Below are 23084 nucleotides of genomic sequence, written 5' to 3' on the forward strand. Positions count from 1 at the left end.
AGTGTTATCACGTCTGCCCGGCATATTTCGGGAAAATCTTGCAGATTCCAGGATAGGTGGTGTCCCACTGGAGATGAACTCTGTGGCGACGGCAAAAGGGTCAATGCCGGTAAAACTTGCGGAGTTTCAATTGCAAAGACTATTAAGAAGCAGGGATCGGGAGAGTTTCCTGCAGGAATACAAGCGGTTTGATGAGATGGTAGAATACTGTTTAGCCTTGGAGAAAAGGCCTGCCAAGCATGCTCAGCAGGCCGAAACCTCTAAACGCCAACAACCCTTTTGACTTCAGGAATCTGCTCTTTCAATAACCGCTCAATACCGTGTTGCAGAGTCATTTGGGACATGGGACAACCGGCACAAGCGCCCTTCAACCGCACCTTGACGGTTCCATCGTCTTCTACTTCCACCAGTTCCACATCACCGCCGTCAGCCTGCAAGTTGGGGCGAATTTGGTCCAGGAGTTCCTTGACCTTTTCCTTCATTGGCGACACCTCCATAGGTCAGATTGGCCAAGCCGGCCCTTTACACAGTATACACAACTATTGAGGGATTTACAATCACTGGTACGGAAAGGGTCTAAACCGGGGATCTTTCCAGAAGACTGGCATGAATCATGGATTCTTCTGGGAGAATAGTAGGTAAGGCCCCGGAGATGACGTGAAAGGAGGGATTGGGGTGCAGGTGGATGTGGCGTTAGTTCCCGCGGAACTGCCCTATTGCCCGGAAGTGTCCGTGGGAGTGGTAATCGATGTCCTTCGGGCCAGTTCCACCATTACCACTGCATTGTCTAATGGGGCCTCGCTGGTGGCTACCTTTGCTGAAGTAGAAGAGGCCCGCGGGTGGGGAGCCGAGGCTGAAGGAAGGTTGCTGGGGGGAGAGCGGGGGGCCTTGCCCATCGAGGGCTTTTGCTTTGGCAATTCGCCTCTGGAATACACCAAGGAGAGGGTGACCGGGCGACAGATTGGTATCACCACCACCAACGGAACCCGGGCGGTGGAACTGACCCTCAGACAGGCCCGCACTGTCTTGATGGCCAGTCTCCTCAATATCCAGGCGATCGTGGATTATTGCCGTGGAGCCAAAGATATTCTGTTGGTCTGCGCTGGTACCGAGGGTAGGTTTTCCTTGGAAGATGCCTATTGTGCAGGCATGATCCTAGATCGGTTGGGAGAGATAAAAACCACCGATAGTGCCCGATTAGTCCAAGGAATCTATGGACAACATAGGGAAAGGGAGCCACAACAGGTGCTGATGCAGACGGTCCATGGCGGTAGATTGCTGCAGTTGGGCTTTGCCAAGGATGTGGAGTATTGCGGGAAAGTGGATCTTTGTCCGGTGGTGCCCCTGTGGGATCGAGGGGAGCGGGCCTTTGTGGCCGTTAGCGGTCAAGATGGGGAGAAATAGGAAGATTAGTGAAGGAAAGGAACGATCTTTGCTGGAAAATCCTTCGGAATCAAGATTGGGTTCCCATCGCGTATTTGCCAAGCCTTGGATTGTTTTATATAGTATTAAATGGTGTTAGCACTCATTCTGAGTGAGTGCTAATAAGTAGCCAGCGGAAAAGGTGGATAAGGAGGTTCGTGTACATGAGCTTCAGTTTAAAACCCCTTGCAGATCGGGTCATTGTGAAGCCGCGAGAGGCAGAGGAAAAGACCAAAGGCGGAATTGTCATTCCGGACACGGCCAAGGAAAAGCCCCAGGAAGCGGAAGTCGTGGCTGTAGGTCCCGGCGCGTATGATGATGAAGGCAATCGCAAACCTATGAACGTCAAAGTCGGCGATATTGTGCTCTTTGGCAAGTATGCAGGGACCGAAGTGAAAATTGACGGCGAGAAGTACCTAATCCTCCGCGAGTCGGAGCTATTAGCCATCGTCTCCTAAGTCCAGCAGAGAAAGGGGTAGAACATTGGTAGGGAAAGAAATTCTGTTTGATGAAGCGGCACGACGCGCCATGGAAAGGGGCGTCAATAAACTAGCCGATGCAGTGAAGGTTACCCTGGGACCACGGGGTCGTTATGTCATTTTGGAGAAAAAGTATGGTTCGCCCACCATTACCAATGACGGTGTAACCATTGCCCGGGAGATTGAGCTTGAGGACAAGTTCGAGAACATGGGCGCCCAGTTGGTGAAGGAAGTGGCCACGAAAACCAATGATGTGGCTGGAGATGGAACCACCACCGCCACAGTTTTGGCCCAGGCCATGATTAAGGAAGGTCTGAAAAACGTAGCTGCCGGTGCTAACCCCATGCTCCTGAAGCGGGGTATGGACAAAGCCACTGCTATGGTAGTGGAGGAGATCAAGAAGATCGCCAAGCCCGTGGAGACCAAAGAGGCGATTGCCCAGGTGGCGAGCATTTCTGCTGGTGACGAGGAAATCGGTAACCTTGTGGCCGAAGCCATGGAAAAGGTAGGCCGCGACGGTGTGATCACCGTGGAAGAGTCCCAAAGCGTGGGTATGACCCTTGATGTGGTTGAGGGTATGCAGTTCGACCGGGGCTATATCTCGCCGTATATGGTTACCAACAAGGACACCATGGAAGCAGTCCTGGAGAACCCCTACATTTTGATCACCGACCGGAAGATCAGCGCGGCCGCAGATCTGTTACCGGTGCTAGAGAAGATCGTTTCCGCCGGTCGGCCGCTATTGATCATCGCTGAGGATGTGGAGGCGGAAGCCTTGGCCACCTTGGTGGTGAACAAGATCCGGGGTACCTTGAACGTGGTAGCGGTGAAGGCCCCTGGATTCGGCGATCGTCGGAAGGCTATGCTGGAGGACATAGCTGTTGTGACCAATGGTCGGGTCATCTCCGAGGAGATGGGTCTGAAGCTGGAAAACACCACTCTGGAGATGCTGGGCCGTGCCCGTCAAGTGCGGGTGGATAAAGACAACACCACCATTGTGGATGGAGCCGGTTCTGCGGAGCAGATCAAGGCCCGCATTGCTCAGATCCGACGGGAGATCGAGAAGACCGATTCCGATTACGATCGGGAGAAACTCCAGGAGCGGCTCGCGAAGCTGGCCGGTGGCGTAGCGGTCATCGGTGTGGGTGCCGCCACTGAAACGGAACTGAAGGCACGGAAGCATCAGGTGGAAGATGCTCTGTCTGCTACCCGGGCTGCCGTTGAGGAAGGAATCGTTCCGGGCGGTGGAACCACGTTGTTGCAGGCGGCCGCTGTGCTTGGGGACCTCCAGCTGGAGGGTGACGAAGCCACCGGTGTGCGGATCGTTGCCAAGGCCCTTGAGGAACCCACACGGATGATTGCCAACAACGCCGGTCTAGAGGGTACCATTATCGTGGAAGAGGTCCGGAAGTCCCCCAAGGGTACCGGTTACAATGCTGCAACCGGCGAGTATGTGGACATGGTCAGCGCGGGAATTATCGACCCGGCAAAGGTTACCCGGAGTGCCTTGGAGAATGCCACCAGTATCGCTGGTATGTTCCTGACCACCGAGGCCATCATTGCCGAGGAGGAAGAGGAGCTACCACCCACCCCGCCAGGCGGTATGTCTCCCGATATGATGTACTAAAGGAAGCTCAAGCCCTGCGAACATTCGCAGGGCTTTCTTTATGCACAACGTGATCGATGCCCTTTGTTCTGGGGCCCTTGGCCGAAAACCCTTTACAAGGTGGGGCCCTCTTTGGATATTTCCTTTGAAAAAAGGCCGCGTTAAAACTGAACATACCACCCCGACATCCAGCGGGATCGGACACCACAAGTGACCCCCAAAACCCAGCTAAGGGGCTCCCCGACAGATGTTGGAGTCTATAGTTGTTTTATGGTAGAATACGGAGAGTAGACTTGGAAGAGCAGGTGGCACTATGGTAGCAGAAGAAAACATTAAGGTTTTGATTTCCGAAGAGGCTTTGCAAGAACGTATCAAGGAGATGGGGGCGCAATTGACCGCGGACTACGCGGAGGGGGATCTGTTCATTGTGGGGATCCTGAAGGGCGCCTTCATCTTTATGGCAGATCTGATCCGGAGTATCGATCTGCCGTTGGCGGTGGACTTTGTGGCCATCTCCAGTTATGGTTCTGGAACGAAACAAACGGGTGTGGTGCGGATCCTGAAGGATTTGGATAGTACCATTGAAGGTAAGGATGTCCTTATCGTGGAGGATATCATTGACTCGGGGCTTACGCTGAAGTATCTGGTGGAGAACTTGCAATCGAGAAAACCCCGGAGTCTGCGGATTTGCACTCTGCTGGACAAGCCTGAGCGACGGGAAGTGGAGATCTCCACAGATTACACCGGTTTTGTGATCCCCAATCTTTTTGTAGTGGGCTATGGATTGGACTTCGATGAGCGATACAGAAACCTGCCCTATATCGGTGTGCTTTAAGAGAGGGGGCTGTGCCATGGCTATAGCACAACAAATGATCGATGTCATTGATTTTGGCGGTAGGCAGAGTCAACTGGTGGCCCAGAAGTTGCGGTCCCAACAGGTGTATTGTCGGATCGTGTGGCACACTAAGGCCAAGGAATCCTTGGCGGATCTTAAGGTAAAAGGGGCCGTTTTGTGTGGAGATTTTTCTAACCCCGCAGAAGCGGGGACGCTGGTGAAATCGGTGTACCAGCAGATTCGAGAGCTGAACAAACCGGTCTTGGCGGTGGGGGGAGCAGGTTTTGCCTTTCTGGCGGGTACCGGTGGGACCTTGATCTCCCGGGTTGGGGAAAAGCCTGAGGCTTTGGTTTCTTTAGATCCCGATTTGCCCCTCTTTGCGAAGCTGCCCAAGGGTAAATATGTGACCAAGCTTAGCTATGCCGTTTCCTGTCCCGAAACCCCCTTGGAGGTTGTGGGGTGGGATGAACATAAACGTCCTGTGGCCTTTACAGATCCGGAACAACTGTTTTTTGTCCTTTTGCCTGGGTTTGACCAGGCCACCGAGGGTGCGATCCTGGGCAACTTTGCGAAAGTGGTCTGTGGATGTGCAGCCAACTGGACGGTGCAGGCCTTCATTGACTGGCAGGTGGAAGAGATTCGTAGACAAGTGGGCGATCGTCGGGTGGTCTGTGGTCTCAGCGGCGGAGTGGATTCCTCGGTAACCGCCGCACTGGTGCATAGGGCCATTGGGAATCAGTTGGTCTGCATTTTCGTGGATCACGGTCTGATGCGGAAAAACGAGCCAGAAGAAGTGGTGAAAGCCTTCCAAGAGGAGTTTGCGGTCCAATTGATCCACGTGCCGGCCAAGGAAAGGTTCCTCCGCCGGTTGGAGGGAGTGACGGATCCCGAGCAGAAGCGGAAGATTATCGGGGGGGAGTTTATCCGTGTCTTTGAGGAAGAGGCGAAGAAGCTAGGAAACGTCAGCTACCTCGCCCAGGGGACTATCTACCCCGATGTGATTGAAAGCAGTGCCGAGGGCAGACCAGCGGTGAAATCCCATCACAATGTTGGGGGCTTGCCAGAGCGGATGGGTTTGGAGTTGGTGGAACCGCTCAAAGACCTCTTTAAGGATGAGGTGCGGCAGCTGGGTATCGCCCTGGGGTTGCCCAGGAGAATGGTGATGCGCCATCCCTTCCCGGGTCCCGGTCTGGCGGTAAGGATCATTGGCGAGATCACCGAGGAGAAGCTGGAGATCCTCAAGGAAGCCGATGCCATCTTCATTGAAGAACTGCGGCAAGCGGGACTTTACGATATGATTTGGCAGGCCTTCGCCGTGCTTACGGATACCCGCACCGTAGGGGTGCGTGAGGGTAAAAGGGTCTATGGTCGGACGGTGATCCTGCGGGCGGTAGAAAGCCTGGATGCCATGGAGGCCGACTGGTCCCGGATTGACTACGACGTGTTGGCCCGGGTCAGTGAGCGGATTCTGAAGGAAGTGCCTCAAGTAAACCGGGTTTGCTATGATATCAGTCCCAAGCCCCCAGCCACCATTGAATGGGAATAGTTTGGGTTTTGGTAGAAATGGAGTGGACCGAGAAATGATCAAAGTGCTTGATACCAGGACGGACGCAAGGGAGGCGATCCGCAAGGCCGCAAGACGGCCCGCCCCCGAGGAGATGGAAGTGGCGCCCCGGGTGTTGGAAAGGACCAAGGAAATTTTTCAAGAGAGCCTAACCCCCCAGGAAGCGGTGGCGAGGATTATCGCTGATGTACGTGAGCGGGGCAATGCGGCGGTGTTGGAGTACGCCCGGCGGATCGATGGTGCCAACTTGCAGGAGAGTACAATGTGGGTGAGCCAGGAGGAACTGGTCCAGGCCAAAGAGAAAGTGAGCGATGAGTTCCTCGATGCTTTGGTTTTGGCCACAGAACAGATCCGCAGCTATCATCGGAAGCAACTGCCTAACTCTTGGTGGGAAACCGATAAAGACGGTCTGCTATTGGGCCAGAAATATACGCCGGTGCGGTCGGTGGGGGCGTACGTCCCCGGCGGTAGTGCACCCTTGGTCTCTAGCTTGCTGATGAGCTGTATTCCCGCCCAAGTGGCGGGGGTGGAGGAAATCATTGTGGCCACACCCGTTTCTGGTCAGGGCCAGGTAAACCCGCACATCCTTGCTGCGGCCGATCATTTGGGACTGGACCGGATTTTGAAAATCGGTGGGGCCCAGGCCATTGCTGCTTTGGCCTTTGGCACCGAAACCGTGCCCCAGGTGGACAAGATTGTGGGGCCGGGGAATATCTTCGTGACCCTAGCAAAGAAACAGGTCTTCGGCCATGTGGGGATCGACATGTTGGCGGGTCCCAGCGAGATTTTGATTATCGCGGATGAGACCGCTAATCCCGCTTGGGTGGCCGCGGATCTCCTTTCCCAGGCGGAACACGATCCCGATGCCGCGGCGGTCTTGGTCACACCGTCCCGGAGCCTTGGGGTTCTGGTTCAGGAAGAATTGGCCCGGCAGGTGGAGCAGCTGGATCGCAAGGAGTGGGCCCTGGAGTCTCTGAAACGCTATGGCATGATCGTCTACACCAGGGACTTGCAGGAAGCCACCGAGATCGCGAATCTCTTCGCCCCGGAACACTTGGAGCTTTGTGTGGCGGATCCCTTTGGTCTGTTGTCCCAAATTCACAATGCCGGAGCGATCTTTCTCGGACATCACACCTGTGAATCCCTAGGGGATTATGTGGCGGGACCCAACCACATTCTGCCCACCAATGGTTCTGCCCGGTTCAGTTCTTGTCTTGATGTGCATACCTTCTTGAAGCGTTCCAGTGTGATCTACTACACACCCGCGCGCTTACAGGAGCATGGTCCCAAAGCAGCGCAACTGGCCGACGTAGAAGGATTACAGGCCCATGGGGAAGCGGTCCGGATCCGGTTGAGGGGAGGCGGAGCCTAAGTGGAACGGAGAGCACAGATCCACCGCCAGACGAAGGAAACCAGTATCGAGCTTTCGTTGAATGTTGATGGTACCGGGCAGTACCACCTCCAGACCGGTGTGGGTTTTTTCGATCATATGTTGGCGGCCCTAGCCAAACACGGACGCTTTGATCTGGATCTTACGGTCCAGGGGGACTTGGAAGTAGATGCCCACCACACGGTGGAGGATGTGGGCCTTTGTCTGGGGGAAGCCTTCCGCCAGGCCTTGGGGGACAAGGCGAATATCACTCGGTTTGGACAGGCCTGTGTGCCCATGGACGAGGCCCTGGTGTTGGCCGCGGTGGACCTTTGTGGTCGGGGCTTTTATTACGGCGACCTTCAAGGCTTGGAAGGGGCTCAGTTGGGGACCATGGACGGTCAGTTAGTCCCTGAGTTTTTCCAGTCCCTGGCCTACCGGGGTGGGATTACCCTTCACGTGCGGGTCCTGGCTGGAGGCAACTGGCATCATATGGCGGAGGCGGCTTTTAAAGCTGTGGCCGTGGCCCTTCGGCAAGCCTGTAGCAGGGATCAGTCGGCAGGGATTCCTTCCACGAAGGGGACTTTGGATTAGGAGGAGAACGAGATTTGCAGGTAATACCAGCCATCGATTTGCGTGCGGGGAAGTGTGTGCGTTTGCGCCAGGGTGACCCCCAGCAGCAGACCACATACAGCGACGATCCTGTCGCGGTGGCGGAGGAGTTTGCTGCTGCCGGGGCGGAGTTGATTCACGTGGTGGATCTGGATGGAGCCTTCAGTGGTTCCTCCCAGAACCTGGAGGTAATTCGGTCCATCGCGGCACATGTCCCTATACCCATCCAGGTAGGCGGAGGAATCCGCAGCCTAGAAGCCATTGAGCGGATCTTGGGTGCGGGGGTCAGCCGGGTGATCCTGGGGACTGTGGCCCATCGGGAACCGGAACTGGTGCGCAGGGCCTGTGAGGTTTATGGTGAGCGGATCATTGTTGGGATTGATGCCAAGAACGGTCGGGTGGCCATTTCTGGTTGGCAGGAGGGTACCGATGTGTTGGCCTACGATCTGGGGTTGCGGATGAAAAGGTTGGGGGTGCGTACTATCATTTTCACCGACATTGCCCGGGATGGAATGTTGAGTGGCCCCAATTACGAGAGTCTTGGTCAAATGTTGAAATTGGGCGTTTCTATCATTGCCTCCGGTGGTGTCTCCTCCCTTGATGATCTCGAAAGACTCGCCCAATGGCGGGATCAGGGGTTAGTGGGGGCCATTGTGGGCAAGGCACTGTATGACGGGAAAATCAATCTGCGGCAAGCCATTGAGTTGGTGCAAAACCGCCGGCTTTAAGGAGGAGGCATACAATGGAAATCAAAGATCTGAAGTTCCAGGACAACCTGATCCCAGCCATCGTCCAAGATCATCGAACAGGCGAGGTGCTGATGCTAGCCTACATGAATCCCGAGTCGGTGCAACGGACCCTGGAGACGGGGCGAACCTGGTTTTGGAGCCGTAGTCGGCAGAAGTATTGGATGAAGGGTGAATCCTCCGGTCATGTGCAGATCGTCAAAGAGGTGATCACCGACTGTGACCATGACACCCTACTGGTGAAGGTGGAACAGGTGGGGCCTGGTGCCTGCCATACGGGACAACGCAGTTGCTTCCACAACCCCTTGGGGGGCGAAGGAAAACTGGGGGAGGCGGCCTTTGATGTGGCCACCGTTTACGGTAAGGCCAATTTGCTCGAGCAGCTTTACGATCGGGCCGGTGGTGCCGATGCCGAAGCAGTGGCGCAACAGCTGCAGGAGACTGCGGAAAAACTGAGCACCCCCGGACAAGATAAAGAAACCGTGGCCCGCCTCGCCGGTGAGCTACTTGGCCAATTGATGGCAAGACTCAAGGCCCAGGGTGTATCCGTCGATGACCTGTTGGTGGCCCTTAATACGAAGGATCTATGATCGGGACGACCGAAGGAGGATGTGTTTTGAACCTGCTTGCTGAACTGAACGAACAGCAGAGGGAGGCGGTAATCCACGGGGCGGGTCCTTTGCTGGTGATCGCTGGGGCCGGTAGCGGCAAGACCAGAGCCCTGACCTTTCGCATTGCTTATTTAATCAAGAATCTCGGCGTGCCTCCCTGGGAGATCCTCGCGGTGACCTTTACCAACAAGGCGGCAGAGGAAATGAAGGAACGGGTGGAGGAACTGTTGGGGACCGATGTGGATATCTGGATCGGGACCTTTCATGCCACCTGTGTGCGGATTCTGCGGCGAGAGATTCAGCATCTGGGGATGAAACCAAATTTCGTCATCTATGATACCCAGGATCAAAAGGCGGCCTTGAAGACTTGTATCGCGGAGTTGGACCTGGATACGAAACAATATGATCCCAATGGGGTCCTTGGGGCCATTAGCCGGGCCAAAAACAATCTGATCACCCCCGAGCAGTACCTAGAGGATGCTTCGGATCACTATGAAAAGACTGTGGCCCGGATCTACCGCCGGTACCAGGAGGTCTTGGCGAGCTACAACGCCTGCGACTTTGACGATCTTTTGGTGTATACCGTCCGGCTGTTCGAGGAGCACCCGGCGGTTTTGAGCAAGTACCAGGACCGGTTCCGCTGGATTTTGGTGGATGAGTACCAGGACACCAACCATGCCCAATACCGGATTGTGAACTTGCTGGCCAGTAAACACCGCAATCTCTGTGTGGTGGGGGATGCGGACCAGTCCATATACGCCTTCCGGGGAGCGGATTTCCGCAACATCCTGGAGTTCACCGCGGACTACCCCGAAGCCAAGGTGGTAAAGCTGGAACAAAACTACCGTTCGAGCCAGAACATTCTAGAGGCGGCTAACCGGGTTATTGAACATAACTCCCTACGGCCCGAGAAGAAATTGTGGACGGAGAATCCCCCGGGCGATCCCCTGTATTTTTTCATCGGGGAAGACGAACGGGAGGAAGCTCGGTTTGTGGCGGGGGAGATCCTCCGGTTGGGAGATTACAAAAACATCGCGATTTTGTATCGCACCCATGCCCAGTCCCGGGCCTTGGAGGAAGAGTTCATGTACAGGGGCGTTCCCTATACGATCCTTGGGGGGATGCGCTTTTACGAGCGGAAGGAGATTAAGGACCTCATCGCCTATCTGCGTCTGGTGGTCAACCCCGATGACGATTTTAGTTTCCAGCGGATCATCAATGTGCCCCGTCGGGGTATCGGGCCGGCCACTTTGGAGAAAATAGAAAAGTATGCGGCAGAACACGGTATTTCCCTCTATCAGGCCAGTGCCCAGGCGCGGCAGATCCCGGGCCTGGGGCCAAGGGTGGCTGGTGCCTTGGCGGGGTTGGTTACCCTTCTAGAAGACTGTCGGAAGCTCCTGGCCGAGCAGTCGTCGGTGACCAAGGTGGCAGACAAGCTAATGCAGGACTCGGGATACTTGGCCATGTTGCTCGAGGAGAAGACCCCCGAGGCCGAGGCCCGGGTGGAGAACCTGAAGGAATTTCTCACGGTGACGAAGCAGTTTGATTTACAGGAAGAAGCGGGAGATTTGGCAGCTTTCCTCGAGCAGGTCACCCTGGTCTCCGATGTGGACAATTGGGATGAGGATGCCGATGCGGTGAGTATGATGACACTCCATTCGGCTAAGGGCTTGGAGTTTCCCGTGGTCTTCATGGTGGGGATGGAGGAGGGCATTTTTCCCAATGCTCGTTGTGCCTTCGATCCGGGAGAACTGGAAGAGGAACGGCGCCTGTGCTATGTGGGAATCACCCGGGCCAGGGAACGCCTGTATTTGACTTGCGCCCGGTATCGCACCATTTACGGTATGACGCGCAACAGCGTGCCTTCCCAATTCATTAATGAGATCCCCAAGCACTTATTGGAAACGGTGGGGATGAGTTCTGGACTGAAGCTTGGATCGACTCAGGATAAATCGACCACTGAGTTTGTGCCGGGGGAGAAGATCCGGCATCGGGTCTTTGGTATCGGTACTGTGGTAAAGGCGGTCAACAGCGAGATAACCGTAGTATTTGAGGGGCGGGGACTTAAGGTTTTGGACCTGAACTATGCCCCGGTGGAAAGGGTCTGAGGGGGCGATGGTCTTGAAGGATCGTCAACTCTCGTTATGGGATGATCAGGATGAGGCGGCAGAGCGGGAGATCGAGAAGCTAAGGGAACAGATCCGCTATCACGATTACCTCTACTACGTCCTCGATGCGCCAGAGATCAGTGACGCGGAATATGACGAGCTATATGCCCGTTTAGTGGCTTTGGAAGAGGCCTATCCCCACCTGCGCACCCCCGATTCTCCCACCCAACGGGTGGGAGGGGCCGCGGCCAGTTCCTTTGCCAGCGTGACCCATCGGCTCCCCATGTTGAGTCTGAACAATACCTTCGACCATGGGGAACTGCGGAGCTTTGCCACGCGGTTAGAGAGGATGATCCAGGAACCAATCCATGGGTTTGTTACGGAATTGAAGATTGATGGTTTGGCGGTCACCCTGTTTTATGAAGAGGGGCAGTTCGTCCGGGGAGCCACCCGGGGAGACGGGTTTACGGGGGAAGACATTACCGCTAACCTGCGGACCATCCGGAGTATCCCCTTGAAGCTGAAAGAACCGGTCACCATTGAGGTGCGGGGTGAGGTTTACATGGACCGCCGAGAGTTTGAGGCCCTTAATGAACAGCGGATGCAGAAAGGAGAGCCCCTTTTTGCCAACCCCCGGAACGCCGCGGCCGGTTCCCTGCGACAACTGGATCCCAAAGTCACCGCCAGTCGTCCTTTGGATATCTTTGTCTACCAGCTTGGGATAGGGGACGTGCCCTACACCACCCATTACGAACTGCTCAACTATTTTAAAGAACTGGGCTTGCGGGTAAACCCCCATGTGCAGCTTCATAGGGACATCGAAGGAGTCATTGAGTACTGCGGCTACTGGGCGGAGCACCGTCAGGATCTTTCCTATGACATCGACGGTGTGGTGGTGAAGGTGAACGACTTACAGCAGCAACAGCGGCTGGGGCACACGGCTAAGTCGCCCCGGTGGGCGGTGGCCTTTAAGTTCCCTGCCCAGGAGGTGACCACCCGGGTGGAGGATATCATCGTCCAGGTGGGGCGCACCGGGGTCTTGACTCCCTTGGCCTTGCTTACCCCCGTGGAAGTGGCTGGATCCGTGGTGAGCCGGGCCTCGTTACACAACGAAGATATCGTGCGGCAGAAGGATGTACGTATTGGGGATTGGGTGCTTATTCGCAAGGCGGGGGATGTGATCCCCGAGGTGGTGGCGCCCATCAAAAGCCGGCGCACTGGAGAAGAGAAGGAGTTCATGATGCCCACCCATTGCCCCGCCTGTGGAGCCAAGGTGGTGAGGGAAGCGGGGGAGGTGGCCAGTCGTTGTGTGGGCAAGGCCTGTCCCGCCCAGCTGCTGGAAGGTCTGGTCCATTTCACCTCCCGGGCAGGGATGGATATCGAAGGCCTGGGACCGAAGGTGGTGGAACAGTTGGTGGCGGCCAAGTTGGTCCAGGATCCCGCGGACCTTTACAACCTCACCAGGGAGGATCTTTTGGGCTTGGAGCGGTTCGGGACCAAGTCCGCGGAGAACCTGCTGGTGGCCATCGAGCAAAGTAAAGGTCAGCCCCTTTCCCGCTTGCTTACGGCCCTGGGAATCCGCCATGTTGGTAGTACCACCGCGCGGGTCTTGGCCAGGCATTTTCGTTCCCTCGATAAACTTGCCCAGGCCACGCAGGAGGATCTGTTGGCTGTTCCCGAGATCGGTGAGAAGATCGCCAACGCGATCGTAGATTTCTTTGCGGAACCCCAAAACCAAAGGATCCTCCAGCGGTTGCAGGAGGCGGGGGTCAATCAATTGGAACCGGAGGAAGAGGGTCAGCCCCTAGCTGGCAAAACCTTCGTGCTCACCGGTACCCTACCCGATTACTCCCGGGAGCAAGTGGTGGCTATGATTGAGGCCCGGGGTGGGAAGGTAACCGGTTCGGTGAGCCGCAAGACCGATTACGTAGTGGTGGGTGATCGACCGGGGTCCAAGTACACACGGGCTCAGGAACTGGGAATTCCCATCCTGAACCAGGAGGAGCTTTTGGCCCTGTTAGGGGTTATAGAGGAGGAGTGATCAGCATGATTTCCAAAGAAGAAGTACAATACCTGGCCGATGTGATGCGCATTAACCTGAGTGAGGAGGAGCTGATCAAGTATACCCAGGATTTAGGTGAGATCCTGGGGCGACTTCAGGACTTGGTGGAATTGGATACCAAGGATGTGGACCTGACCTATTCGGTGATACCATTGGAAGCCGGTACCCGGGAGGATGAGGTGCGGGAAAGCCTTCCCGTAACGGAAGTCTTGAGGAATGCACCGGATCAGGCCGATGGCTATTTCCGCGTGCCGCGGATTGTGGACTGAGGGGGGATAGTGGTGAAACTTTGTCATTTACCTGCGCATAAACTGGTGGACCTGTTGAAGGAAAAGAAGATCAGTATTACGGAGCTGAACCAGGATCTTTTGGACAACCTTCAAAAGCGGGAGCCCGAGATAAAGGCCTATATTAACCTTCATGACCCGGAGGAGATTTTGGCCAAGGCCAAGGCAATGGATAATAATCGGGATGAGGCCAAACCCTTCCAGGGGATCCCCGTGGCCATCAAGGACAATATCTGCACAAAGGAACTTCCGACCACTTGCGCTTCGCGAATTCTGGAGAATTACGTGTCCCCCTACGCGGCCACGGTGGTGGACAAACTAGAGGATGCGGGCATGATTTTTGTGGGGAAGACGAACTTAGACGAGTTTGCCATGGGGTCCACAACTGAAACTTCCGCTTTCCATCCCACCCGTAATCCCGTCGATCTGTCCCGGGTTCCGGGCGGGTCCAGTGGCGGTTCTGCGGCCGCGGTGGCCGCTGGGGAGGCGATCTGGTCCTTGGGTTCTGACACCGGCGGTTCCGTACGGCAGCCGGCGGCCTTCTGCGGGCTGGTGGGATTGAAGCCCACCTACGGGCGGCTTTCCCGGTATGGGTTGGTCTCCTTTGCTCCTTCCTTCGATCAAGTGGGCCTTTTGACCAGGGATGTGGTCGACTGCGCACTCCTTTTACAGCTGTTGGCTGGCTATGATCCCTTGGACGCCACCTCCTCCCGGAGTAAGGTGCCCAATTATCGTGAAGCAGTGGGGCAGGATGTTAAGGGCCTGAAGGTGGGCGTGCCCGTGGAGTTTCTAAGTAGCAACCTCCAAGGGGAGATTAGGGATTCGATCCAGAAGGCCTGTGCCGTCCTGGAAGAGGCAGGGGCGGTGGTGAAGGAGGTTTCCTTGCCCCATCAAGGATATGGCCCTGCCGCGTATTATATCCTTACCTGTGCCGAAAGCAGCACCAATTTGGGCAGATTTGACGGTGTCCGCTACGGAATGCGCGATGGGTCCGCCCAGGATGTGAACACCATGTACAAAAATACCCGCCAGGCGGGTTTGGGGACGGAAGTGAAAAGGCGGATCCTGGCTGGAACCATGGTGCTGGTAAAGCAGCGGCGGGAGAAGTATTATCTACAGGCCCGGAAGGTGCGGACTTTGATCAAGGAGGATTTTCACCGGGTGCTGGAGGATGTGGATCTGTTGCTTGGACCGACCACACCCACCACCGCTTTCAAATTGGGCGGTGCTTACCAGGATCCGGCTTTGGTATACGATGCGGATCGATTTACGGTACTGGCGAATTTGGCGGAGGTTCCGGCTTTGAACGTGCCCTTCGGGGTGGATCGGGAAGGATTGCCCATTGGATTGCAGCTGATGGGCAGACCCTTTGACGAAGCGACTCTGCTACAGGTGGGCTCCTTCCTGGAAAGAACCACTTCCCAGGGAAATCTTTAAGAGGGGCGGTGCGCAGATGATGAGCAAGTTTGAAACGATCATTGGTCTTGAGATTCACGTGGAGTTGAAGACCGATACGAAACTATTTTGCGGCTGTGCCACAACCTTCGGACAAGAAGCAAACACCCAGTGTTGTCCGGTCTGTTTGGGCCTGCCCGGAGCCATTCCAGTGTTGAACAGGAAGGCCTTGGCCTATGCCATCATGGCGGGACGTGCCTTGAACTGCAACATCCAACAGGTGGCCAAGTTCGATCGGAAGGGTTACTTCTATCCCGACTTGCCTAAGGCTTATCAGACGTCCCAGGACGATTTGCCCATTGCCGTCAATGGGTATGTGGAATGGGAGGATGAAGAGGGGAACCCCGTGCGGGTGAGGATCAGACAGGCCCACCTGGAGGAGGAGACAGGCAAATCCCTCCACGAAGGGGACAACATCCTCTCGGCCCGTTCTACCCAGTTGGACTTCAACCGGTGCGGGATTCCCCTTCTGGAGATCGTCACCGAACCGGATCTGCGGACTCCTGCCCAGGCCCGGGAATTCTTGGAGAATCTGAAGAGCATTCTGGAGTATACCGGAGTCTCCGACTGTAAGATGGAGGAAGGCAGCCTCCGTTGCGATGCCAACATTTCTTTGCGGCCTGTGGGCAGCAGCAAGTTTGGAGCCAAAGTGGAGATCAAGAATATGAACTCCTTCCGGTCGGTGCAGCGGGCCCTCGAGTACGAAGAGTTAAGGCAAAGGGAGCTATTGGAGGCTGGGGAGGAAGTGCCCGAAGAAACCAGGCACTGGGATGAGGGCAAAGGCCAAACCCTGTTTATGCGGAAGAAGGAAGTGGTGGATTATCGGTTTATCCCGGAAGTGGACCTGCCGGTAATCAGCGTGGATCCCGCCTGGGTGGAGATGCTGGGAAATAACCTGCCGGAGTTGCCCCAGGTGCGGCGTCAGCGCTTTGTCACCCAGTACGGTTTGCCCAAATATGACGCCGGGGTGCTGACCAGTGATAAGTATCTCGCCGATTTCTTCGAGGAGACAGTCAAAGTCTTTCCCGAGGCGAAGCAGGTGGCCAACTGGTTAATGGGTGAGGTCCTGCGCCTAGTGCGGGAAGAGAATACACCTTTGGCGCAGTCGGCCCTCACTCCCCAGGGTCTGGGTAGTCTCCTGAAGATGCTGGCTGACGGGAAGATCAATGGACCCCAGGCCAAGGAGATTCTGCCGGAGATGTTCACCGCCGGGGACTGTCCCGAAGCCATCGCGAAGAAACGGGGCTTTGAGCAGATCTCTGACGATGCTGCCCTGTTGGAAGTGATTCATCAGGTCCTGGCGGAGCAACAGGACGCGGTGGAGTCCTTCAAGTCTGGGAAAGACCGGGCCTTTGGGTTCTTGATGGGGCAGGTTATGGCCAAAACCAAGGGTAAGGCGGACCCAAGGCGGGCCAAGGAGCTGCTGACCGAGGAACTGAACAAGCAGTAGCCAGGTACCCGGAGAAATGATATACTGTGGTTTTAGATGTAGCTAAGAGTATGGAGCCCTTGTGGGATCCACTGGGGAGGGATCTGTTTGGGGAAGACACTTGCAGAGAAGATATTAAGCATGAAGGCTAACCGGGACGTCAAAGCCGGAGAAATCGTCATCGTACCAGTAGACGTGGTGCTCACCCAGGACGGGACCGGTCCTTTGGCGGTGCGGCAGTTGGAAAAGATGAACCTAGTCCGAGCCGCAAATCCGGAGAAGACTATTTTGTTCATTGACCACGCGTCACCTAGCCCCCGGAAGGAGCTTTCCAATGACCATATTCTGCTCCGGGGATTTGCCGAGAAGACTGGAGCTCGGCTTTCCGATGTGGGCGAGGGGGTCTGCCACCAGATCGTGGCGGAGGAATATGCCAAGCCAGGAGATGTGGTGATCGGTGCCGATTCCCACACCTGTACCGCCGGCGCCCTGGGGGCCTTTGCCACGGGTATGGGTTCCACCGACGTGGCTGTGGGCATCGCCTTGGGCAAGACCTGGTTCCGGGTACCGGAGACCATCCTGGTGGAGGTCAACGGGACGCTGCCCGAATATGTGTGCTCCAAGGACGTAATCATTTCCTTGATCGGCCAGATCACAGCCGACGGGGCCACCTACAAGGCCCTGGAGTTTAGGGGATCCACCATCGATGAGATGGATATGACCGACCGGCTGACCATTTCCAACATGGCGGTGGAGGCTGGCGCTAAGGTGGGCTTGATTGCCCCCGATCAGAAGACCTATGAGTACCTGGCGGAGCAGGGCCGGCCGGGGGATTACCAAGAGTTCAGCGCGGATCCCGATGCGGTGTATGAGCAGACCATCCAGATGGATGCCAGTCAGCTGGTGCCGGTGGTCTCTTGTCCCCACACTGTGGACAATGTGCAGCCGGCCAGTGAACTGAAAGATGTGAAGGTGGACCAGGTTTTCCTAGGCTCTTGCACCAATGGCCGGCTGAAGGATATCCGCATGGCCGCAGAGCTCCTCGCGGGCAAGAGGATCGCCAAGAACGTTCGCCTGATCGTGGTTCCCGCGTCCAAGAAGGTCTTCCTCGAGGCTTTGGATGCAGGATATATCCGGACCTTGGTGGAGGCAGGCGCGAATATTCTAGCTCCCGGTTGCGGGCCCTGTGTGGGTGTCCACGAAGGTATCCTGGGCGACGGTGAGGTCTCTTTGAATACTTCTAACCGGAACTTCCAAGGCAGATTGGGGAATCCCTTGGGATTCATCTATTTGGCTTCTCCCCTCACTGCCGCCGCCACCGCGCTCACTGGCCGGATTACCGATCCCCGGGAGGTGCTAGGATAATGAAGCTGAACGGTAAAGCTTGGAAATTCGGAGACAATATTTCCACAGACCATATTGCCCCGGGACGTTTGTTCCATCTGCGGTCCAATTTGCCGGAGCTGGCCAAACACGTTCTGGAAGACGCGGATCCGGAGTTCGCCAAGAAGGTGCAGCCGGGAGATTTCGTGGTGGGTGGTAGCAATTTCGGTTTGGGTTCCAGTCGGGAACACGCCCCGACGATCATTAAGTTGGCGGGGGTCAGCGCGGTTTTGGCCAAATCCTTTGCCCGGATCTTTTTCCGCAATGCCATCAATGTGGGATTGCCGGTCCTGATCTGTGATACGGACCGGATCGAGGCCGGGGACGAGCTGGAAGTTGATCTGGAACAGGGCGTGATTCTAAACAAAACCAAAGGGATTACGCTAAACTTTACGCCCCTGCCGAGTGTGATGCTGCAGATCCTACAGGACGGTGGCCTGGCCGCCCATGTCCAGAAGCACGGGGATTTGCAGTTAGATACTTAGATGACAGGAGTGTGATGACATTGGCCCATAGGATTACTTTAATTCCGGGGGACGGTATCGGGCCGGAGATCGCCGAGGCGACCAGACGGTGCATCGACGCCACCGGTGTGAAGATAGAATGGGAAGTGGTGGAAGCGGGCAGTGATGTGATCGACAAGTACGGAACACCGCTGCCGGAGCAAGTGCTAGAATCCATCAGAAAGAATAAGGTGGCCTTGAAGGGACCCATTACCACCCCCATTGGCCATGGGTTCCGCAGTGTGAATGTGGCCCTGCGCCAGGAACTAGACCTATTCGCCTGTGTACGGCCCAGCAAGTATTATCCCGGTATTGACAGCCCCTATCAGGATGTGGATTTGGTGGTCATTCGGGAAAACACCGAGGACCTCTATGCGGGAGTGGAGTTCGCCAAGGACAGTCCCGAAGCCCAAAGGATCATTGAAATGGCCCAGGGCAAGATTCGTCCGGACTCGGCCATTTCCATCAAGCCCATCAGTGTTACCGGAACCGAGAATATTGTCCGGTTTGCCTTTGAATATGCCCTAGCCAATGGTCGGCGGAAGGTGACGGCGATCACCAAGGCCAATATCATGAAATGCACCGACGGCCTGTTCTATGAGGTGGCCCGGGAAGTGGCTAAGGATTACGATGGCCGGGTGGAATACGAAGAGCGGCTCATCGATAATATGTGCATGCAACTGGTGCTAAAGCCCCAGAACTACGATGTGCTGGTACTGCCAAACCTGTATGGTGACATCATCTCCGATTTGTGTGCGGGCTTGGTAGGTGGTCTGGGTATGGCACCTGGGGCGAATATCGGTCGGGAGATTGCGGTCTTTGAAGCCACCCACGGCTCTGCACCGAAGTATAAGGGTTTGAATAAGGTGAACCCCACGGCGTTGATCCTTTCCGGTGTGATGATGTTGCGCCACATCGGGGAACAGGAAGCAGCAGACCGCTTGGAGCAGGCGGTGGCCGACGTCATCGCCGAGGGCAAGAATGTCACCTATGATCTGAAGAAGGATCCCCAGGATCCCACGGCGGTGGGGACCCGGGAGATGGCCGATGCCATCATTGCGAAACTGAACGCGTAAACGCCTAAGCCTTGGGGTGCCCGCGGTTCGCTGGGTGCTCCAAGGCTGATTCTTTTTCTTACAACAGGGGGGGGAATGCGGGTGGATTACGATGTTCTAGTGATTGGGGCCGGAGCCGCGGGTTATGTGGCGGCTTTGCATGCCGCAGGGCAGGGACTGCGGACGGCCCTAGTGGAAAAGGGTCAGGTCGGTGGTACATGTTTAAATGCGGGCTGTATTCCCACCAAAGCCTTAGTGAGTACCTGTCAGCTGCTGCAGAACATTCGACGGAGCGAGAGGTTTGGCATCAAAGTGGGGGATGTAACCGTTGATTACCCCCAGGTGCAAAAACGGAAGGAACAGGCGGTTTTAAGGCTACGCAAGGGCATAGAGTTTTTGTTTAAGAAGCACAAGCTGGAAGTCTATTCCGGTTATGCCACCTTTGTGGATCGGTATACGGTGGAGGTGGTAGGCGATGATGAAACCCAGCGGTTGACCAGCAAGAACATGATCATCGCCACCGGTTCCCATCCGGTATCCCTCTTCGGCTTGGAGTTTGGCCAAGAGATCATCTCCAGCACTGAGGCTCTGGAATTGCCCCAGGTCCCGAAGAGCTTGCTGGTGGTCGGGGGCGGAGTCATCGGCTGTGAAATGGGGTATATCTTTAGCACCCTTGGGGCAGCGGTGACTATTGTGGAGGCCGCAAACCAACTGTTGCCCGGGGAGGATCCGGAAGTCAGTGCGTTGTTGCAAAGGAGTCTTCGGAAACAAGGGATTTCCATACATACCCAGACCCTGTTGGACAATCTAGAACTGGGACCCGAGGGAGTTCATGCACACCTGCCGAAAGGGGATCAGACCTTTGAAAAGGTACTCATTGCCGTGGGCCGCAAACCCGATTACGCCCAGTTGGGATTGGAAAAGGTAGGGGTGGAGCTAGCTCCTAAGGGTGGGATCCCTGTGGACGAAAACATGCAGACAAATATCGAAGGGATTTACGCCATCGGTGATGTCACCGGGAAGTGGCAGTTAGCCCATGTAGGCTCCGCCGAGGGGATTGCCGCGGTGAACGCGATATTAGGCCGACCTACTCCGGTGGATTATCGGGTAATTCCCCGGTCCATTTTCACCAGTCCCGAGATCGGTGCCGTGGGCCTGACGTTGAAACAGGCTGAGGATTTGGGCTTTCAGTGTGCAGAAGCCTCGGTACCCTTTGTGGCTAACGGCCGGGCAGTGGCCGGCGATGAGACCGAGGGCTTTGCGAAGATTGTGTACGAAAAAGATACTGGGAAGATCCTGGGTTTGCATCTGATCGGTGCCGGAGCCACGGAGTTAGTAGCCGAGGGGGCCGTGGCCATGCAACTGGGGGCTACGGTGGCCGATCTGGCCGGTACCATCCATGCCCATCCCACCTTTGCCGAAAGCATCCAAGAGGCGGCTCGGCAAGGGGCGGGAATTGGTTTTTAGAGAAAGGCCGGGCCCCGAGGGCCCGGTTGGCACCTTGCTGGACGATGTCTTTTGCGCATAGGCAAGCGCAGTCCGAGGAGGGGAGCACCAGCATGGCCGTTTACAGTCTGTACGATGGGAAGTGGTTGACTGAAGACTTTGAACCCTGGGTGGTGGCCTACTACTTTCGCGAGTGGCAGGGGTATTCTATGAAACCCCATTACCACGACCGGGTGGAGATTATGTATGTCATTGCTGGCAGTGCTCTAGTGGAGGTGATGAAGACCCGCTTGGTGATGGATAAGGGCGACTTTATCCTAATTGATGCGGGGGTGTCCCATCGCTTGGAGGTGGCCAAAACCTGTCGGATGCTTAATATCGAGTTTGTCTTTAGGGAACGGACCACATGCTGTCCTTCCCTGCGGGAGCTGGCCGTCCACAACGGTTCTCTACAGGCGCTGTTGAAACGGCGGGAACCTTACCTATTGCAGCGGGATCCCCAGGAGATCTATGGGGCGCTAAAAAACCTCATCATGGAGCTAGACAGCCAACGGGCTGATTCCGCTTGTTTGACGCAGCTTTTGCTGGGCGAGATCCTCCTCAAGATTTCACGTTTGGCGGCGGAGATGGCCCAAGGTTTAGATTCGGTGAGTAACCTGCACGTGAAACGGGCCCTACGATTTATGCACGAGCATTATGATCAGGATATCAAAGTTCAAGACATTGCCGCCCATTTAGATCTCCATGTAGGATATTTCCATCGAATCTTCAAGGATTATACTAAGCACTCCCCCGGGGCTTACCTTACGGCCTTGCGGTTACAAAAGGCGAAGATGCTACTCACCCAGACCGATATCCCCATCACCGAGATCCCCGCCTATGTGGGCATCAATAGCCATCAGTATTTCAGCACCCTCTTTAAGAAGCACACCGGTCAAACACCCCAGAAGTACCGGAATTCTTTCCAGAAAAGGAAAACAGCTGTGAGTAATCCCCGTGAAAACGGTTTTGTGAGTTTTTCGAACGAATAAGACTATCCAAAGCGACCGCAGGTCCCTTCGAAGCACCGGAAGGGTTGATTGTGTCAGTGATGTTCAGCCATGGTCAGCCTGAGCGTGAAGGTTATTATCTCGAAGCGGTGGTCCCTTGGCAGATGGTGATCGGGCTTTCGAATGTCTGGAACTGATTAGTCGTGCCTGTCTGGGGACCAATTTCCTAACTTACCACAATGATTGGCGTAGACAAGGTATTACGCTGGATATGCGTTGGGGTAGACGGGCCCCCCTTCAATTGGATGCTAATATGGGTTGGACGGCGGCCGTACAGGAGATGCTTCTGTACTCGAAACCAGGATTCATCAAGTTGATACCGGCACTACCGAAGAAATGGTCTAGGGGTACAATTAGTGGTTTACAGTGCCGGGGAGGAGTGACCGTATCTCTTCGGTGGGATCTGCCCGAAGGAAGGGTTTTTGTTTCATGTGAGAGCAACGAACAGCAGATACTAACAGTTGCTTTGCCCCGGAGAATCCGATTCAGTGAGACAAGCCTACTTTTGCGACCGCATCCCCAGAGTGATCGTTTTGGAGTAAGCGTCAAAGCTGACCCACATAGCACCAGCTTGGTTATGGTGGGATAATTGAACCATCATAACTTAGCAAGGTGACTGGTGTGGTGACCCAAGACAAACGTCAGCTTTGGGAAGAACGTGTGAGAGCATACCTTGCCAGCGGTCAGACGCAGAAGGCGTGGTGCTCGGAACAGGGGTTGTCTGTACATCAACTGCAATACTGGTTGAGGAGGTTTAAGGCCGAACGTGTCCTGGTCAGCAGTGGAAGCGGCCGGTGGGTTTCTTTACCGGACACCATTCGAACTGGCTCGGGGGTATCATTACGCATTGGTGATGTTGTCCTGGAGGTTGAGCGAGGTTTCGATCAAGATGTGTTAGTGGATGTGATTCGCTCGCTGATGCCTTATGCTGATAGGCCATCCTAGGCAGAAGGTTTATCTTGCTGTGGGGGCCACCGATCTTCGGAAGTCTGTGGACGGGTTGGCAGCCATAGTCCAGCTAGACTTCCAGTTGGATCCCTTCGAACCATGCCTGTTTGCCTTC

Annotated in this window: 22 protein-coding genes; 21 read left to right on the plus strand and 1 reads right to left on the minus strand. The window is 55.6% G+C overall.

The window, feature by feature from the left end:
* Positions 1 to 82: 82 nt before the first annotated feature.
* Positions 83 to 283, plus strand: coding sequence for a hypothetical protein (locus tag GXX57_10605; protein HHV45098.1), 201 nt, complete (start codon positions 83 to 85; stop codon positions 281 to 283).
* Here the strand turns inward: GXX57_10605 and GXX57_10610 are convergent.
* A complete protein-coding gene (locus GXX57_10610; protein HHV45099.1) occupies positions 261 to 482 on the minus strand; it encodes a NifU family protein in 222 nt (73 codons plus the stop codon). The genes GXX57_10605 and GXX57_10610 overlap by 23 nt on opposite strands.
* Before the next feature lie 193 nt (positions 483 to 675).
* On the opposite strand from GXX57_10610, the gene GXX57_10615 reads away from it, so the two are divergent.
* The 20 genes from GXX57_10615 to GXX57_10710 form a co-directional block, all read left to right on the plus strand.
* Positions 676 to 1404: a 2-phosphosulfolactate phosphatase gene (locus GXX57_10615; GenBank protein HHV45100.1), complete on the plus strand. Its 729-nt coding sequence runs from the start codon at positions 676 to 678 to the stop codon at positions 1402 to 1404.
* A 182-nt stretch (positions 1405 to 1586) separates the two neighbouring features.
* Positions 1587 to 1880 carry a co-chaperone GroES gene (locus GXX57_10620; protein ID HHV45101.1) on the plus strand — a complete coding sequence of 98 codons (294 nt, stop codon included), beginning with the start codon at positions 1587 to 1589 and terminating at the stop codon, positions 1878 to 1880.
* 25 nt (positions 1881 to 1905) lie between these two features.
* A complete protein-coding gene (gene groL / locus GXX57_10625) occupies positions 1906 to 3528 on the plus strand; it encodes a chaperonin GroEL (GenBank protein ID HHV45102.1) in 1623 nt (540 codons plus the stop codon).
* A gap of 292 nt (positions 3529 to 3820) precedes the next feature.
* Positions 3821 to 4342: a hypoxanthine phosphoribosyltransferase gene (gene hpt / locus GXX57_10630; protein ID HHV45103.1), complete on the plus strand. Its 522-nt coding sequence runs from the start codon at positions 3821 to 3823 to the stop codon at positions 4340 to 4342.
* A gap of 16 nt (positions 4343 to 4358) precedes the next feature.
* Positions 4359 to 5888, plus strand: coding sequence for a glutamine-hydrolyzing GMP synthase (gene guaA / locus GXX57_10635; GenBank protein HHV45104.1), 1530 nt, complete (start codon positions 4359 to 4361; stop codon positions 5886 to 5888).
* Between the two features lie 34 nt (positions 5889 to 5922).
* Positions 5923 to 7278: a histidinol dehydrogenase gene (gene hisD, locus GXX57_10640; GenBank protein HHV45105.1), complete on the plus strand. Its 1356-nt coding sequence runs from the start codon at positions 5923 to 5925 to the stop codon at positions 7276 to 7278.
* Entirely contained in the window at positions 7279 to 7869 is a 591-nt protein-coding gene (gene hisB, locus GXX57_10645; protein HHV45106.1) for an imidazoleglycerol-phosphate dehydratase HisB, read from the plus strand. It abuts the gene before it with no gap.
* 14 nt (positions 7870 to 7883) lie between these two features.
* Positions 7884 to 8615, plus strand: coding sequence for a 1-(5-phosphoribosyl)-5-[(5-phosphoribosylamino)methylideneamino]imidazole-4-carboxamide isomerase (gene hisA, locus GXX57_10650; protein HHV45107.1), 732 nt, complete (start codon positions 7884 to 7886; stop codon positions 8613 to 8615).
* Between the two features lie 14 nt (positions 8616 to 8629).
* On the plus strand, positions 8630 to 9223 hold the full coding sequence (hisI, locus tag GXX57_10655) for a phosphoribosyl-AMP cyclohydrolase (GenBank protein HHV45108.1): 594 nt from the start codon (positions 8630 to 8632) through the stop codon (positions 9221 to 9223).
* 26 nt (positions 9224 to 9249) lie between these two features.
* Complete coding sequence (gene pcrA, locus GXX57_10660; GenBank protein ID HHV45109.1) at positions 9250 to 11352, plus strand: DNA helicase PcrA; 2103 nt, start codon at positions 9250 to 9252, stop codon at positions 11350 to 11352.
* Between the two features lie 7 nt (positions 11353 to 11359).
* Positions 11360 to 13393, plus strand: coding sequence for an NAD-dependent DNA ligase LigA (gene ligA / locus GXX57_10665; GenBank protein ID HHV45110.1), 2034 nt, complete (start codon positions 11360 to 11362; stop codon positions 13391 to 13393).
* Between the two features lie 5 nt (positions 13394 to 13398).
* The gene (gene gatC / locus GXX57_10670) at positions 13399 to 13683 is read left to right on the plus strand and encodes an Asp-tRNA(Asn)/Glu-tRNA(Gln) amidotransferase subunit GatC (protein HHV45111.1); all 285 of its coding nucleotides are present in this window, start codon (positions 13399 to 13401) and stop codon (positions 13681 to 13683) included.
* A gap of 12 nt (positions 13684 to 13695) precedes the next feature.
* On the plus strand, positions 13696 to 15138 hold the full coding sequence (gene gatA / locus GXX57_10675; protein ID HHV45112.1) for an Asp-tRNA(Asn)/Glu-tRNA(Gln) amidotransferase subunit GatA: 1443 nt from the start codon (positions 13696 to 13698) through the stop codon (positions 15136 to 15138).
* A gap of 19 nt (positions 15139 to 15157) precedes the next feature.
* Positions 15158 to 16606, plus strand: a complete 1449-nt coding sequence (gene gatB, locus GXX57_10680) for an Asp-tRNA(Asn)/Glu-tRNA(Gln) amidotransferase subunit GatB (GenBank protein HHV45113.1) — start codon at positions 15158 to 15160, stop codon at positions 16604 to 16606.
* 87 nt (positions 16607 to 16693) lie between these two features.
* Positions 16694 to 17950: a 3-isopropylmalate dehydratase large subunit gene (locus GXX57_10685; GenBank protein HHV45114.1), complete on the plus strand. Its 1257-nt coding sequence runs from the start codon at positions 16694 to 16696 to the stop codon at positions 17948 to 17950.
* Positions 17950 to 18453, plus strand: coding sequence for a 3-isopropylmalate dehydratase small subunit (locus tag GXX57_10690; GenBank protein HHV45115.1), 504 nt, complete (start codon positions 17950 to 17952; stop codon positions 18451 to 18453). Before GXX57_10685 ends, GXX57_10690 begins: the two co-directional genes overlap by 1 nt.
* A gap of 20 nt (positions 18454 to 18473) precedes the next feature.
* Positions 18474 to 19547, plus strand: a complete 1074-nt coding sequence (locus tag GXX57_10695) for an isocitrate/isopropylmalate dehydrogenase family protein (protein HHV45116.1) — start codon at positions 18474 to 18476, stop codon at positions 19545 to 19547.
* 81 nt (positions 19548 to 19628) lie between these two features.
* Positions 19629 to 20993 (plus strand): dihydrolipoyl dehydrogenase, encoded by a 1365-nt coding sequence (gene lpdA, locus GXX57_10700; GenBank protein ID HHV45117.1) that lies wholly within the window; start codon positions 19629 to 19631, stop codon positions 20991 to 20993.
* 92 nt (positions 20994 to 21085) lie between these two features.
* Positions 21086 to 22003, plus strand: a complete 918-nt coding sequence (locus tag GXX57_10705; protein ID HHV45118.1) for an AraC family transcriptional regulator — start codon at positions 21086 to 21088, stop codon at positions 22001 to 22003.
* A 943-nt stretch (positions 22004 to 22946) separates the two neighbouring features.
* Positions 22947 to 23084: transposase (locus GXX57_10710; GenBank protein HHV45119.1), on the plus strand; the 138-nt coding region annotated here is incomplete at its 3' end.

This window comes from Bacillota bacterium, assembly GCA_012839765.1.
Classification (GTDB): domain Bacteria; phylum Bacillota; class Limnochordia; order DUMW01; family DUMW01; genus DUMW01.

Excerpts from the sequence above, each read along its gene's own strand:
- GXX57_10610 (HHV45099.1), bottom strand. The coding sequence starts at position 482 with ATGAAGGAAAAGGTCAAGGAACTCCTGGACCAAATTCGCCCCAACTTG.
- GXX57_10620 (HHV45101.1), top strand. The coding sequence starts at position 1,587 with ATGAGCTTCAGTTTAAAACCCCTTGCAGATCGGGTCATTGTGAAGCCG.
- hpt (HHV45103.1), top strand. The coding sequence starts at position 3,821 with ATGGTAGCAGAAGAAAACATTAAGGTTTTGATTTCCGAAGAGGCTTTG.
- guaA (HHV45104.1), top strand. The coding sequence starts at position 4,359 with ATGGCTATAGCACAACAAATGATCGATGTCATTGATTTTGGCGGTAGG.
- hisD (HHV45105.1), top strand. The coding sequence starts at position 5,923 with ATGATCAAAGTGCTTGATACCAGGACGGACGCAAGGGAGGCGATCCGC.
- hisI (HHV45108.1), top strand. The coding sequence starts at position 8,630 with ATGGAAATCAAAGATCTGAAGTTCCAGGACAACCTGATCCCAGCCATC.
- ligA (HHV45110.1), top strand. The coding sequence starts at position 11,360 with ATGGTCTTGAAGGATCGTCAACTCTCGTTATGGGATGATCAGGATGAG.
- gatC (HHV45111.1), top strand. The coding sequence starts at position 13,399 with ATGATTTCCAAAGAAGAAGTACAATACCTGGCCGATGTGATGCGCATT.
- gatB (HHV45113.1), top strand. The coding sequence starts at position 15,158 with ATGAGCAAGTTTGAAACGATCATTGGTCTTGAGATTCACGTGGAGTTG.
- GXX57_10690 (HHV45115.1), top strand. The coding sequence starts at position 17,950 with ATGAAGCTGAACGGTAAAGCTTGGAAATTCGGAGACAATATTTCCACA.
- GXX57_10705 (HHV45118.1), top strand. The coding sequence starts at position 21,086 with ATGGCCGTTTACAGTCTGTACGATGGGAAGTGGTTGACTGAAGACTTT.